This is a genomic window from Nocardiopsis kunsanensis DSM 44524, from assembly GCF_000340965.1.
Classification (GTDB): domain Bacteria; phylum Actinomycetota; class Actinomycetes; order Streptosporangiales; family Streptosporangiaceae; genus Nocardiopsis; species Nocardiopsis kunsanensis.
On record NZ_ANAY01000003.1, the window covers coordinates 186,959 to 200,891 of the forward strand.

Annotated in this window: 12 protein-coding genes, 1 pseudogene and 1 riboswitch; of the genes and pseudogenes, 7 read left to right on the top strand and 6 right to left on the bottom strand. The window is 68.4% G+C overall.

The genetic code is table 11. From position 1 onward, the window contains the following. Window positions 1-16: 16 nt before the first annotated feature. Window positions 17-433 (bottom strand): hypothetical protein, encoded by a 417-nt coding sequence (locus D456_RS0103495; protein ID WP_152442474.1) that lies wholly within the window; start codon window positions 431-433, stop codon window positions 17-19. Between the two features lie 591 nt (window positions 434-1,024). Here D456_RS0103495 and D456_RS0103500 point away from each other — a divergent pair. The 3 genes from D456_RS0103500 to D456_RS0103510 all read left to right on the top strand — a co-directional run bounded on the left by D456_RS0103500 (window position 1,025) and on the right by D456_RS0103510 (window position 4,417). Beyond that, window positions 1,025-2,677, top strand: a complete 1,653-nt coding sequence (locus D456_RS0103500) for an N-6 DNA methylase (RefSeq protein WP_017574768.1) — start codon at window positions 1,025-1,027, stop codon at window positions 2,675-2,677. An 85-nt stretch (window positions 2,678-2,762) separates the two neighbouring features. Next, entirely contained in the window at window positions 2,763-3,269 is a 507-nt protein-coding gene (locus D456_RS25425) for a DUF4365 domain-containing protein (RefSeq protein WP_275040453.1), read from the top strand. Beyond that, on the top strand, window positions 3,269-4,417 hold the full coding sequence (locus D456_RS0103510) for a hypothetical protein (protein WP_017574771.1): 1,149 nt from the start codon (window positions 3,269-3,271) through the stop codon (window positions 4,415-4,417). Before D456_RS25425 ends, D456_RS0103510 begins: the two co-directional genes overlap by 1 nt. Before the next feature lie 69 nt (window positions 4,418-4,486). Here the strand turns inward: D456_RS0103510 and D456_RS0103515 are convergent, their stop codons facing one another. Further along, entirely contained in the window at window positions 4,487-5,206 is a 720-nt protein-coding gene (locus tag D456_RS0103515; protein WP_017574772.1) for an NUDIX hydrolase, read from the bottom strand. 93 nt (window positions 5,207-5,299) lie between these two features. Here D456_RS0103515 and D456_RS0103520 point away from each other — a divergent pair, with 93 nt between their 5' ends. From D456_RS0103520 to D456_RS25430, 4 genes and pseudogenes are all read left to right on the top strand, one after another. After that, on the top strand, window positions 5,300-7,027 hold the full coding sequence (locus D456_RS0103520) for a hypothetical protein (RefSeq protein ID WP_017574773.1): 1,728 nt from the start codon (window positions 5,300-5,302) through the stop codon (window positions 7,025-7,027). Beyond that, window positions 7,024-7,962, top strand: a complete 939-nt coding sequence (locus D456_RS0103525) for a 5'-methylthioadenosine/S-adenosylhomocysteine nucleosidase family protein (protein WP_017574774.1) — start codon at window positions 7,024-7,026, stop codon at window positions 7,960-7,962. Before D456_RS0103520 ends, D456_RS0103525 begins: the two co-directional genes overlap by 4 nt. A gap of 51 nt (window positions 7,963-8,013) precedes the next feature. Further along, window positions 8,014-8,658 carry a hypothetical protein gene (locus D456_RS0103530; RefSeq protein ID WP_026115537.1) on the top strand — a complete coding sequence of 215 codons (645 nt, stop codon included), beginning with the start codon at window positions 8,014-8,016 and terminating at the stop codon, window positions 8,656-8,658. Window positions 8,659-8,843: 185 nt separating this feature from the next. Next, a pseudogene (locus D456_RS25430) lies at window positions 8,844-9,137 on the top strand (UvrD-helicase domain-containing protein); the annotation flags it as partial. Here the strand turns inward: D456_RS25430 and D456_RS0103540 are convergent. From D456_RS0103540 to D456_RS23585, 4 genes are all read right to left on the bottom strand, one after another. Continuing rightward, entirely contained in the window at window positions 9,101-9,529 is a 429-nt protein-coding gene (locus D456_RS0103540; protein ID WP_017574777.1) for an LLM class flavin-dependent oxidoreductase, read from the bottom strand. The pseudogene D456_RS25430 and the gene D456_RS0103540 sit on opposite strands and share 37 nt — an antisense overlap. Further along, window positions 9,529-10,311: a 3-oxoacyl-ACP reductase gene (locus D456_RS0103545; RefSeq protein WP_017574778.1), complete on the bottom strand. Its 783-nt coding sequence runs from the start codon at window positions 10,309-10,311 to the stop codon at window positions 9,529-9,531. The genes D456_RS0103540 and D456_RS0103545 overlap by 1 nt, the downstream gene beginning before the upstream one ends. A gap of 52 nt (window positions 10,312-10,363) precedes the next feature. Continuing rightward, a riboswitch (TPP riboswitch) is annotated at window positions 10,364-10,466 on the bottom strand. Between the two features lie 787 nt (window positions 10,467-11,253). After that, on the bottom strand, window positions 11,254-13,530 hold the full coding sequence (locus tag D456_RS0103550; RefSeq protein ID WP_017574779.1) for an ATP-binding cassette domain-containing protein: 2,277 nt from the start codon (window positions 13,528-13,530) through the stop codon (window positions 11,254-11,256). Beyond that, window positions 13,527-13,892 (bottom strand): hypothetical protein, encoded by a 366-nt coding sequence (locus D456_RS23585; RefSeq protein ID WP_017574780.1) that lies wholly within the window; start codon window positions 13,890-13,892, stop codon window positions 13,527-13,529. The genes D456_RS0103550 and D456_RS23585 overlap by 4 nt, the downstream gene beginning before the upstream one ends. Window positions 13,893-13,933 lie beyond the last annotated feature (41 nt).

Consider the following 13,933-nt stretch of genomic DNA (forward strand, 5'->3'; position numbering starts at 1 on the left):
AAAACCCCGCACGCCGTCACCGGCGCGTCAACAGCACATCGATCCCGGTGTCCGGGTGGTAGCCCCAGGAAGCCTGGATGCCGTCCCACTCGGCCGTCTGGTTCCCGTCCAGGGCGCGGGTCGACTCCATCTGGGACACCACGCTGTCGGGCGCGTCCAGCTCTTCGAGGACGCAGTGCAGTTCGGCCAGGCTGAGCCCGAGCACGTCATCGGTTCCCTGGTGGTCGAGGTCCAACGTCGCCCCGTCGTCACCGATTTGGGAGCTCATACCGTCCTCCAGGCCGCAGGGCTGGAGGGCGCCCTCGAAAGAAGCGGCGGGGAATTCGATGCTTCCTCCAGCGAGAGTCCCGCCGACCCCGATGAACAGGCCGATCGCGAGGCCGGTGCCGACCAGGAGCGGAGCGGACCGTGCTGGGCGCGCGGGAGGCGACACGGGGTACATGGAGAGCGGGACAGGCCCGTGGAAGGGGCCTTCCGAAGGCACGCGGGGTGTGTTCGGCTGATGGGCCATCATGACCTCCGTGGGAGATGGGGGAGCCCCGCCCGGAGAACGGGGTTCGTGTTCCTGCTCGGTGCCGGTGCGGCGGGTCGGGTGGGTGATACGTCGGGGCGCCCCGCGGGCAGGGGCCGGTTCAGGGCACAGCACGGGCCGGACGGGCGCGGGCCCCGCCACGGGCGCCTTCGGGAACTTCGCCTGTGAACAATATACATAAAGTATGAAAATGTCGCTAACAAATATTACTCAGAAGCCTTGTGCACTCCACCGCGCGGAGCGTGCGCCTGCGGGGCGCCGAGCGCACGCCGGCACGAGCGGCTCCCGGGTCGGCAACACCGGCAGCACCGGCAGCACCGGCACACGGGCGGCCTCCGGGAGGCCCCGCAGGAGCGCGGGCGTTCGCAGGCTCGCCCCTCGACCGCACCGCACGCGCGGGGAAAAGCCTCGCCGGCCCGGAAACCACCACGTGTTGACGGCGCAAACACTCCGACACTGTGAGTGAACCCCGAACACGTGTACTGTGCACACATGGACTCCCGCGCCCGCAGCACCGAGGACCAGCAGGTCACCGCCGCCGACATCGCCCGCCTCGCAGGCGTGACCCGGGCAGCCGTCTCCAACTGGCGTCGGCGGTACGAGGACTTCCCCGCCGCAACCGGCGGCACCTCCTCCAGCCCGCTGTTCGCCCACGGGGACGTGCGTGCGTGGCTGGAACACCACGACAAGGTCGGCGAGGAGTCGCTGGAGGTCCAGCTGTGGCACCGCCTGCGCGGCAGCCACCCCCAGCACATGGCCACCGCTCTGGCCGACCTCCTCCAATACCTGGACACCGGGGCCCGGGGCGGGCTCGACGAACGCTCCGTGGAACTCGTCGACACGCTCACGCGGCAGGAGGGCCCCGCCCAGCTCTCCCGGGCCCTGGCCGAGAGGTTCAGCGCTTCCAGCGAACGTTCCGGAACACCCGTGGTCTCCACCGGTGCTCTGGTGCGGGCGGTCTCCGCCCTCACCGACACCGCCGCGGCCACCGTGTTCGACCCGGCCTGCGGAACCGGGTCGCTGCTGCTGGCCGCCGGCGCCCCCCACGCGCGCCGGGTGGGCCAGGACCTGGACCCCGACGCCGCGCGGCTGACCGCGGCCCGCGCCTCGGTCGAGGGCCACTCCCCCACCGAGGTGAGCACCGGCGACTCCCTGCGCCGGGACCAGTGGCCCGAACACCGCGCCGCCCTGGTGGTGTGCGATCCTCCCCCGCCCACCACCGACTGGGGCCGGGAGGACCTGCTCATGGACGCCCGTTGGGAACTGGCCCTGCCGCCCAAGGCCGAGAGCGAGCTGGCCTGGCTCCAGCACGCCTACGCCCACACCGCTCCGGGCGGACAGACGGCCATGGTGCTGTCCACCTCCTGCGCCTACCGGCGCACCGGTCGGCGTATCCGCTCCGAGCTGCTGCGCCGCGGCCTGCTCACCGACGTGATCGCCCTGCCCGCCGGTCTGGCCGCCACCCACGCCCAGCCCGTGCACCTGTGGCTGCTGCGCAGGCCCGACGGCGAGGAGGGCGCGGCCGGCGCGGTCCGCATGTGGGACCTCACCCAGTACCCCGCCGAGGGCCCCTGGGAGCTGGAGGGGGCGCCCACGGCCGAGGTCCTTCCCATCGACCTGCTCGACGACGAGGTCGACCTGAGCCCCACCCGGCACGTGGCTCCCGACCTGGAGGACCTGCCGGAGGTCTACACCCAGGCCAGGGACGAACTGCGCCGCCTGGTCGCCGAACTCGCCGAGGCGCTTCCCGAGCTCGCGCCGGGGTCGGCCGAGCAGCTGGGCCCGCAGGTGCGGGTGGCCGACCTGGCCGATGCCGGGCTGGTCGACCTGGAGGGCACGGCACCGCGGTCCACGGACGGTCGTGTGGACACCGACTACCTGCGCGGTTTCCTGCACAGCGCGGCCAACACCCGGCGCTCGACCTCGGCGAGCGGCACCCACCGGACCGAGGCCCGTTCGGCCCGGGTGCCCCGGATGAGCACCGAGGAGCAACGGCGCTACGGGGCGGCCTTCCGTGCCGTGGCCGAGTTCGAACGCCGGGCCAAGGAGCTCTCGGCGCTGGCCGAGCGTGCCGCCGAGCTCGGCCGGGAAGGGCTGACCTCGGGGATGCTCGCGCCGCGGGAGGATGGGGAGGATGCCCGCTGAGGCGCCGCAGATTGCGGCTTCCTCACCGTGGTTGTAGCGTGCCGTCGGCGTCACCACGAACGGCCGAGGAGGGGCGACCCTGTCGCTGGATCACAACGGGCACCAGGGCCACTTCGGTGAACATTTCACCGGTGTACTGGCAGCCGCAGCGGGACTGACGGTAGCCAAACCGGTCCCGGACTGCGACGGGATCGACCTGACCATCGGATACCCCGGCCGCCTCGGGCACCTCCGCCACCCCGCGATCCAGGTCCAGGTCAAGTCCTGGAGTGTTCCGGCGGGGTCAGGGAGTCACTGGAACTACAACGGGCTCTCCGAAAGGCAGTTCAACACCATCGCCGGCCGTGATCTCCGCATTCCGCGTTTCCTCGTTCTGGTCGTGGTCCCTCCCGAGCAGTTCGATTACGCTCATGCCGATCATGAGGCGCTGCAGCTGAGCCATGCGGCGTACTGGGCCTCCTTCCACAACCATGCTTTGGTGGAAGCGGACAGTGCCACCAGGAGACACCGGGTCGAGATCCCCAAGGACAACTTGTTGACCCCCAAGGTCCTCCACGACCTGCTCGTCTTCGACCCGGAAGCGGAGGGTTGATGAACCACGAGAATGTTGCGCCCCCCGCAGAGGTCCCTGTCCCCGAGCAGGTCTCCGACTACCTGTACTCACGCGGGTGGCGCCGCGAGCCCGAGAGCTGGCGCGGCTCACAGGTATGGACCTGGCCCGAGGTTCCTGACGAGCAAATCTTGTTGCCGCCCCGCTTGGAGTACCGCGACGACCGTGAATTGGTGCTGCGGGCCCTGTATGCCCTGGCCCGGTTCGAGGGCCGGGATCTTCACGGCCTGTTCCGAGCGATCTCCCGGCCGTGGGTGGACACCCAGTACTTCCACACGCATCCGCCCTCGCCCTCGGGCACCGTGCCCCTGCTCTCAGGGATCAACGCACTGGAGGGTGTGCGCGGTGCCTTCACCTCGGCGGCGCAAGCCGTTCTGGACCACCGCTTCCGTTCGGGCCGTGGGCGCAACTCCAAGGACGTGGACGCCTTCTTGCGGTGCGTGCGGCTGGGTCCCAGTACTGCGGGCAGCTACATCCTGTCCGCGGAAGTCCCGCTCACCCCACCCCGGACAGACCAGCTCTTCCCCGAACCTCCTCAGGAACGCAGGGTCGTCCGAGCGATGCACCGGGCGGTGTCCGCTGCGCAAGAGGCCACTGCTGCCACTGAAGAGGCCGAGGAGCGTATGGACGCCTTCGACGAGGCGATGGGCTCGGGGGTCTCCTCCCGGTTGTGCGAGTCCCTCGCCCAGTTCGGAGGGCACGGTCACGACCAGAAGTTCTCGATCCGGTTCGCGTGGTCCCCGTCGCATCCTGAGGAGTCCGCCCGGGCGGACGACCACTTCTCCTTCGGTCCCCGAGCCGCCAGGATCCTGCAACGCGCCGGGGCGCGCCTGCGCGAACTGGAGCACGCGGGCACGGTCCGCATGAGCGGCCAGGTCGTGGGCGCCGAACGCCACTCCCCCTCCCACGACGGCTTCGTCAAGGTGCAGGGGACCCTCTCCACCGGTGAGGGCGCACGGGAGCGCACACTGTTGGTGCGCCTGCGCTCCGAGCACTACGAGGCCGCTCTGATCGCGCACTCCAACGGTGATTTTTTCGAGGCGGAGGGCCGGTTGAGTACCGGCAACCGCCGTGAGCTCGTCCCCCACCAGGTATTGATCGCCGGCAGGCTTCTGCAGGATCCCGCCTGAGCACGGCCGGAAGGGCCGGCCCCGTGCACGCTCGCAGGGCAGCGGCACGGAGACCGGGGCGCGGCAGTGCTACTGGTGAACTGCCGCGCGCAGGAACGGCGGGCTGAGCAGCCGGGCCGGGCCCGGCCGGTAGAGCGCGGCCGGTCTCCCCGCGGGTTGGGGGCGTTGTTGGCCGGTGGGTTCGACAAAACCGTCCGCTCTGGTGACTTTACGGCGGAAATTGCTGGGGTCCAGCGGTAGGCCCCAGACCAGTTCGTACACGTGGCGTAGTTCGGTGAGGGTGAAGACGTCGGGGCAGAAGGCCGTGGCCACGGTGGTGTACTCCAGCTCGCCGCGCACCCGTTCCAGAGCATCGGTGACGATGCGGCCGTGGTCGAAGGCCAAGGCGTCCGGAGTGGCGAGCAGCTCCTCCACCGGCGCCCAGTAGGCGTGCGCGGCATCGGTACCTCCCCGCGGTACGGGAAGGTCGGGGCCCAGCGCCAGGTGGGCGATGGTGACGACCCGGCCGCGCGGGTCCCGGCCGGGATCTCCGTAGGCACCGAGCTGTTCGAGGTGCAAACGGCCCGGATCGACCCCGGTCTCCTCCTGCAATTCCCTCTGCGCTCCTTCGCCCAGGGTCTCGTGGGATCTGACGCGGCCCCCCGGTAGTGCGGCCCTTCCGGAGAAGGGTTCCTTCCCCCTGTCGATGAGCAGCACGGCCAGTTCCCCGTTCCTGATCGTGAAGATGGCCAGGTCCACCGTCACCAGGGACAGCTCGACCCCGACAGCTCCCGTCAAACGGTCGTCCATCGGACCCCCTTAAAGGTCAACTTGACTTAAATGTGAACCACTATTTATGGTCGACCTGACCTTAACCGCTCTCGGAGAGGGAACGGCGTCAGCATGTTGCATGCACCCCCAGGTCAGATCGGCTCCACACCCCCCACCGACGCCACACGGCACATGTGCGCGGGTGTCTACATCGACGAGAGATTCCGCGACCTCGTCATCTCGGAGGTCTGCGTCAACCCTTCACGCAGGGTGGCCCCCTCCTACGGCTTCGACCTCGTGCCCGTGATGCGCCACGCCTGGTGGGCCGCACACTTGTCGGCGGCAGTGCGGACCGCTCTCCTGATGTGCGTCGCGGTCCCCTTCGCGCTGGGGCACACCGCGGCGGGGGCCATGACCACGTTCGGGCTCGTCCTTCTGCTGCTGGCCGACCGGGCTCTTGCACTGTCCACAGAGCTCGCCGAGGTGGAGAAGGAAACGCTCCCCAGGGGAAAACGCAAGCGTCAGCGCATGTTCCTGCCCACGAACAACCGATCCCGACGTGAACTGGTGCATCAGCTCAAGCGCACCGGAACACTCGCGGCCTTCCTCGTGCTCCTCACGTGCGCGCTCGGGGCCGGCTCTCCCCGACAGGCCGTCCTGGCGGGTGCCCTGTTCGGCTCGGTGGTTCTCGTGGCCGTCCTGGCGGGGTCCCTGCGCCAGGTCCGGATCAACCGGGTGCACGCAGAACACCAGTTGCGCCCGAAAAACCTCTCGCACCGGGAGGAGGTCGTCTCCGAACAGCAGGACCACCCCTGTGTGATCCACCGCAGGCCCGAGCACAGGGGCGAGGAGGACACGGACGAGGACAAGAGCGTTTTCACCCTCTTCGGCCAGGAGTCCCCTTTCATCGGGGCCGGAGAGCTCGTCCACCAATGGAACCCGCCCATGAGCGTCCAACTGCTGCGACCCGGCACGGACACGCTCCCGCTGCACCAACGCGAACACAGAAATCCACCTTTTGCCGCACACGAACTGGTGGAACATCTGAACGAGGCCGTCCTGGACCTGCGCAACGACGAAGAACACGTGCGCCTACCGGTCGAGGTGCGCGACCGCGTCTACGTGGCCGAGCCCCGCGCCTCGACGGACCGCTCCCTGCTGGCCGGGCCCTTGGACCGGGCAGAGATGCGCCGCATCATCGACCACCAGAGCCCGGACCGTCAGCACTTCCTCGAAGTCAGCGTCCCCGACGCCGGCGCAGAGCTCGTGGCCACCGTCCTCCTCCAGGTCGGTGTCCAGGGCCGTACTCTCAGCCTGGCCTTCGCGGCGTGCGCCCTGACCCACACCCCCGACAGTTTCCACAGGGCCGATGAGTTCGGGCAACAGGGCAAGCGTGCCGTCGTCGCGGCCGGGGCCGCCTCCCTGTTCGCTCTCCCGCAGGAAACAGCCAGGATCCCGCTCCTGGCCCGCTACCTCTACGTCCTGGCGCGCTCCGCGCGGTTCTTCCGCCGCGAAAGAACCCTGAAACCGATCCGCAACGTCTCCATCAGCAGTCACCTGAGCATCCGCCAAGAGCAGGCCCAGAAATGGAGCAAGGTCCAATTCGACCGGACCCACATACTCCGTCACATGAAGAACGTCGAGCTGCGCCTGCTCACCGCCACCAGCGATTTCCTGCAGTCCAAGGGCGTGGACATCTCCGAGTTCGACGACCGAGCCACGCAGATCATCAACAGCGGGGTCCTCAATCTCGGCGGCACAAACGACTTCACCAACACAACCTTCGGCGACCAGGCACAGGTACAGAACCACGGCTCCGCGCAGCCGTCCGGCAACCACCAGAACGGAAACACGACATGAATCAGCAGACCCCGGGCAACAACAGCGGCATCGTCAATGCCGGCGGCACCAACAGCTTCACCAACACAACCTTCGGCGACCAGGCACAGGTACAGAACCACGGCTCCCCGCACGCAGCACCGCCCGCGGAGGTAGCTGCCTCTACCGGCGCCCAGGAGACACAGCAGCACCGCGACGTGGGTATCGTGACGATCCTTCCCGGGGAGATGCGGGCCGTGGTCGACCGCTTCGGGCTGCGCCGCTCCCACAAGATCGAGGACCTCTTCTTCAGTACCGGCCGGGTCACGACCGAGAGCGGAGACGTCTCCGTGGTCGCGACCCGGACCCTGGCCCCCGGGCAGAGGTCGGTCATGTCCGCTCTGGAGAACCTGCGCACCCACTTCGCACCGCGTCTGTGGCTCCTGGTGGGCATCGGCGGCAGCCTGCATCACAAGCAGGTACCTATCGGCAATGTCGTCGTCTCCACCCGCGTGGTCTACTACGACTCCCGAAAGATCGAGGAGGGCGGCCACGTTCAGCCCCGTGGCGAAGAGCGAGGCGCTCCGGCGCGCGTCATGCACGCCGTGAACGCCTACTTCACCGACCACGGCGAACCAGCGGCGATCCGCGGCCAAGCGGAAGGGCACAAGAAACGCACCTTCGGAGTCGTACCGGGTCTGATCGGCTCGGGAGAAGCAGTGATCGCCGCACGGGACAGCTCGGTGCGCAGTTATCTGAAGCACTACAACGACAAGGTCCTGGCCGTGGACATGGAGGCCGGCGGGCTGAGCCAGTACTGGCAGGAAAACTCCGTCGGCACAGCCCTCAACCCCGGCTGGGTCGTGGTGCGCGGCATCTCCGACAACGCCGACAAGGAAAAGAACGACGACAGTCACGACCTGGCCGCTCGTAACGCGGCCCATGTCGCAGCGGAGCTCCTGCCCTACCTGTGCTGAACCACCCGGAACATGTTCTGTCGGCCCCACCCCACGACGACGGGAGCTCCCTTGACCGCTTTCTTCTTGGGCGTACTCAGCTCCGTTTCGGCCACCGCCCTGGTATGTGCGGCGGGGTGGGCCCGAGCAGGCAGGCCACGCTGGTGGCTGGTCGGGCTGTTGGCCCGCCTCACCGGCACCGGCATCTCCCGGGCCTACCGCGAGCAGCGCTCGGCCGAACCCGACCTGGCACGTGAACTGGCGCGAGCACGGTGGGTGAAGGTCCTGACCGGGCGCGGCAACACACTCACCCGGGACACCTTCGCCCCCGTTTGGGCCGACGGGGGCGTCCCGGTCCAGGTCCTGCTTCCGAATCCGGATGAGGAGCCGGACACGTGGCTGGAGCGGCGCGAGGAGAGACTGGCCCGGACCGATCCCGGGTTCGGTCCGGGCCTGTTACGCTCCCAGATCCGCGCCAATCTGGCGTACCTGACCCACCTCGCCCGGCAGTACCCGGCCGTGGACCTGAGGACGTTCGACCTGCCCCACATCTTCCGGCTCATCGTCACCGACCGGGGTGCCCATCTGACCTTCTACGGCGAGCACGCTCACGGGCGGCACTCGCCCTGTCTGTTCCTACGGCCCGGCGGTGCACTGTACGAGGCGGTCCTGGGCCTGTTCGAACTCATTTGGGCCACCGGGGCACCGCACCGCTGAACCGGCCCGGGCGGAATCCGAACCGTCCAGCACCCGCTCCGGCGCGCATACTCCTTCTCCGTCTTCCGTGCCCCGGGCCCGTTCGGAGCACGGTTCCCGTATCGTCTCCAAGTGAACCAGGCCCCGGCCCGTCATCCTCCGTGACAGCGGCACCTGACTCCCCCGATTCGCTAGGACCCCCACCGTTGCCTCGACTCGCACTCGACAAGGACTTCCTCACCGAGTTCGCCACCCTCGAAAAACCGGTCCGGGAACGTGTCAGCGAGGTCTTCGCCAAGTTCGACCAGGCCACCCACACGGGCCTGCACCTGGAGAAGATCTCCGGTGCACGCGACGACCGTTTCCGCACGATCCGCATCGACCAATTCTGGCGCGGTGTCGTCCTCGCCCCGGCCAAGGGCGACACCTACACCCTTCTCAAGGTGTTGCCGCACGACGACGCCTACGACTGGGCCAAGCGCCGCAAGGCCTCGGTGTCGAACATGGAGGTCACCACGTTCCAGCCCATCCGTCCCCCGCTGATGTGGTCCAGGGAAGCCAACAGACGTGCAGCGTGGAAGGGGGTGTAGAACGTGCTGGAGACGGTGCTGACCAGCCCGATGTGCTCGGTGGCCCTGCTCATGGCCGACAGGGCGGTCAGTGGTTCGAGGAACCACCACGGTCCGCCGGCGACGTCTCCCGCGGCGTGGCCGTCGGCGAAGAACACCGCGTCCAGAAGGCCGCGTTCGGCCGTGCGGGCCAGCTCCTCGAAGTAGGTGATGTCACCGACCCGTTCGGCCGGGGAATCGGGGTGGCGCCAGGCGGCCTTGTGGTGTCCGCAGCCGAAGATGAACAGGTTCAGGTGGAGCGGGCGCTCGGAGGCGGTCGCCATCAGTTCATCACCAGCCCGCCGTCGACGACGAGGTTCTGTCCGGTGACCGCGCGCGCCCAGGGTGAGGCGAAGTACAGGGCCGCGTCGGCGAATTCGGCCGGGGTGACGACCCGGCGCAGCGGTGTGCCGGCGGCGATCTGGTCGAAGACCTCCTCGGGGGTGGCGGAGCTGGCGTCGGTGGTGCGCAGCAGGCCCCCGGAGACCATGTTGACGGTGATGCCGTCGGGGCCCAGATCGTGGGCGAGCGTGCGGGTCAACGACAACAGCGCCGCCTTGGCCGCGGTGTAGTCGTGGTAAGGCACGACCGGGTGCTGGAACAGGTTGGTGCCGACGTTGATCACCCTGCCGGCTCCGCGGGCGCGCATGCCGGGCAGGGCTGCCTGGACGGTGTTCAAGGCGCCGTGGACGGTCCCGCTGAACTGCTGGTCGAGGTCGCGGGCGGTGAGGGTGTCGGCGTGGGGCCGTGCATCGCCGTTGAAGGAGAAGTCGGCGAGTGCGTTGTTGACGACGGTGGTGACCGGGGCGCCGAAGTGGTCCTCGGCGGCCCGGACCATCGCGGCGACCTGTTCGGGGTCGCGGACGTCGGCCCGCACGGCCAGGGCACGGTCGGGGCGGGTGGCGGCGAGTTCTCGGGCGGCCCCGGCGCTGGTGAGGTAGTTGATCACCACCCGGGCACCTTGGCCCAGGAAGGCCCGGACCAGATGGGAACCGAGCCCGCGGGCCCCGCCGGTCACGACCACGGTCTGCTGATCGATGGGGATCGCAGTATGGGGGGAACTCATCGGTGGCCTTTCTGGCATGGGCGAAGGCGAGCCCCCGCGGCCACCGATGCTTCCGGCCGAGTGTGGACATCCCTTCGCCAGTGTTACCTGGATCAGGTTCGACGGGTGTCATCTCAGCTCGGAGGAGTGTGCTCCGGGCGCCCCGTGTCACTGCCGCTCAAGGTAACCCATGGGTGCGCTCTCGGGCCACCGCTCCTGGAGTTCGTATGGGTGGCGAGGGGCGGCGGTGGGTGTCCCTGGCCCTGCTCGCAGGGCCCAGGACCGGCCGGGGAACGCGCTCAGGCCGCGAGCGCAGCATGGTAGTGAAGTTGCTTCGGTTCGGGGGCACCTGTGAGCTGGGGTTTTACGCGGCCTCGGGTGGCCCTGCAAGCTGAGCTCGAGCGGTCTGGATGTGGCGACGTTCGTGCTTGGCCGGGCTGCCCCGGCCGTTGGTCGAAAACTTCTTGGGGTGAGGGGCCTTGCCGTGGGTGAGCTCATACGGGCGTGACGGGCTCCGCCCATCTGTGCCCACATGGTTGCGGGGCTCCGCGCGACCAGAGACCGCGTATAGATGGTTCGGGAGACCACCGCGCGGTGCGCGCCAAGGGGGCCTTCGGCCCTGGGGGCGCGCACCGCGCGCCGCCTGTGGCTGAGCAGACCTGTCTCTTGTGGGGAGGGGAGAGTCTGCGCCCTTGTCGGTGCTTTGGGGACTCGGCCCTCTGTGGGGTTCGGTGGGTGTGCGTCCGGAACGGTCCAGGGCGATGATCTGGCCGCGGTACCCCGGTGGGCACGCAGGGCGGACCTTGGGCACTTCAAACCCCTTATTCGGCGACACACCACCCGAAAGCAGACACCTGTCCATCGAGTCGAAGCAACCTCACACCCGCAGCTGTTGCGGGGCGGGACACGTTCGTGACACTCACGGTGGCACTCCCCGACCTCATCGCGCCGCCGAATCGTGGGCTACTCCAAGGATGCGAGATGGCGGCGTAGGTGTTCCGCGGTGTGCGTCTTGCAGTCCGCTGCCATTTGGTCGGGCGTGCCCTCGAAGACGATACGGCCGCCGTCGTCTCCAGCTTCGGGGCCAATGTCGATGATCCAGTCGGAAGCGGCGATGACGTCGAGGTTGTGCTCGATCACGACGAGAGTCGACCCGGCGTCGATGAGCCGGTCGAGCAGCCCGATGAGACGGGAGATGTCAGCGATGTGCAGTCCTGTGGTCGGTTCGTCGAGGACGATCGTGCGGCCAGGGGTACCGAGTTCGGTTGCGAGCTTGAGCCGCTGACGTTCGCCGCCGGAGAGGCTGGTGAGGGTCTGTCCGAGGGTCAGGTAGCCGAGACCGACGTCCTGAAGCCGGGAGAGGATACGCCTGATCGCGGCCTGGCTGAAGTAGCCCAATCCGCCGGAAACGCTCATTTCAAACACGTCGGCGATGTTCTTGCCGGCGACGTGATGCCCTTGGGCTTCCGGGGTGAAGCGTCGTCCTCGGCAGACTTCGCAACGGGTGATGACTCCGTCCATGAAGGCGAGGTCGGTGTAGATCGCTCCGTTGCCTTCACAAGCCGGGCATCCTCCAGTGGAGTTGGGGGTGAACAACCCGGCCGATGCCCCGGTGGTCCTGGCGAAGACATCACGGATGAGGTCGAGCATCCCGGTGAAGGTGGCCGGGTTGGAACGACGTGATCCCCGGATGGGCCGTTGGTCGATGACGACGGAGCCGGGTTCGAGATCGGGCAGGTTACCGAGGATCAGGCTGGACTTGCCCGATCCGGCGACCCCGGTCACAGCGGTCATCACCCTGCGCGGAATGCGGGTGGAGACATGCTGGAGGTTGTTGGTGGTCGCATCGGCGATGTCGATCCAGCCGTCGGGGCTGCGCCTGGCCCGTTCCGCCCGACGGTGCTCACGCATTCCGGCCCCGGTAGGGGTGGCGGCGCGGGTGAGGCCGTCGTAGTCGCCTTGGTAGGTGATCCGGCCGCCGGCAGCCCCTGCCCCGGGGCCGAGATCGATAATGTGATCGGCCGTGGAGATGATGTCGGGGTCGTGCTCGACCACGAGCACGGTGTTGCCGCGGTCGCGCAGAGCCAGGAGCATCTGCCCGAGGGCGGCGACGTCGCGGGGATGCAGGCCCACAGTGGGTTCGTCGAACACGTAGAGCATGTCGGCCAGGGCACTGCCGAGGTGGCGGACCATCTTGATCCGTTGGGCTTCGCCTCCGGAGAGAGTGGAGGTGGTGCGGTCGAGGCTGAGGTAGCCCAAACCGAGGGTCATCATCCGTTCCAGGTGGACGCGCAGGCTCGCGACCAGGGGAGCCACGGCGGCGCCGTCGATCTTGGCGACGTGCTCGGCGAGGTCGCTGATCTGCATGGCGTTGAGGTCGGCGATGGACTTGCCCTTGATCAGGCTGGCGCGGGCGGGCGCGGCGAGTCGGGAGCCGTGGCATTCGGGGCACGGCCCGCGCGAGACGATCCGCTCGAATGCTTCTCGCTGGGCGCCTTTGAACGAGTCGGGCTCACGTTGCAGGTAGATACGGTTGAACCGGGTGACGAGGCCTTCGTAGGCGGTGCCGACCGTATCCATCCCGGCGGGCGGGGTGTGCTCGCCGGCTGGTGCGTGGAGGAACAGCTCTCGTTGTTCGGGGGTGTAGTCGCGGATCTTCATGTCGGGGTCGAAGAATCCGGACTTGGCGTAGGCCTTCCAGAGCCAGGTGCCCGGGTTGAACTTGGGAAAGGTGATCGCACCTTCGTTGAGAGAGCGATCGTCGTCGACGAGTTCGGATTCCACGACCGAGGCCGCGACGCCGAGCCCTTGACAGTTCGGGCACATGCCGGCGGGATCGTTGAAGCTGTAGGCGTTGGAGTAGCCGGCTACCGGCTCACCGATGCGTGAGAACAGCAGCCGCAGGCGCGCGCCGACGTCGCTGATCGTCCCGACCGTGGATCGCGGTCCGCCGGAGAGGCGTTGTTGATCGACCACGATGACGGCCGAGAGGTTCTCCAACAGGTCGACATCGGGATGGGCGTAGCTGGGCAGCCTGCCTTGGGCGAACGCCGAGAACGTCTCGTTGAGCTGGCGCGCCGACTCGGCCGCGATCGTGTCGAACACCAGTGACGACTTGCCTGAGCCGGACACGCCGGTGACGGCCACGAGCTGATGTTTGGGAACATCGACATCGATGTCTTGAAGCGAGTTCTGACGGGCTCCGCGCACGCGGATCACGTCGTGGGTACGGGTCGTCATGACAGCCTCCGGTAGGCGCGAATGGCGAGAGGGACGAACGCTGCCGTCAGCACGATCGGCCGACCGAGCAGCAGTTCCGCCGCGGTGACGAGAGCGAGGCCGCGCGGGGTGCGGTCGGATCGAGGCCCGTGATCGACGTTCCAGCCATTGGCACCCACCGCGCCGGGGCCCTTGCCCCTCAGCGTCGCCAGAACCCGCACCAGCGTCGTCGCGCCGTCACCGTTGGTTTCCCGCAGGGCACACACCCGACCGGCGTCAACCCGCAGGTCTGCCCCGTCCGGTGCGGACTCGTCCCGCTTCGGGAAGGTCCTGCGGACCGCCGCGCCCCGGATCGGGTCGGGAGGAGCCGTCTCGACGTCCATGCCTGCTCCTCTCTTCGCACTCTACAGCGTATTATACGTCG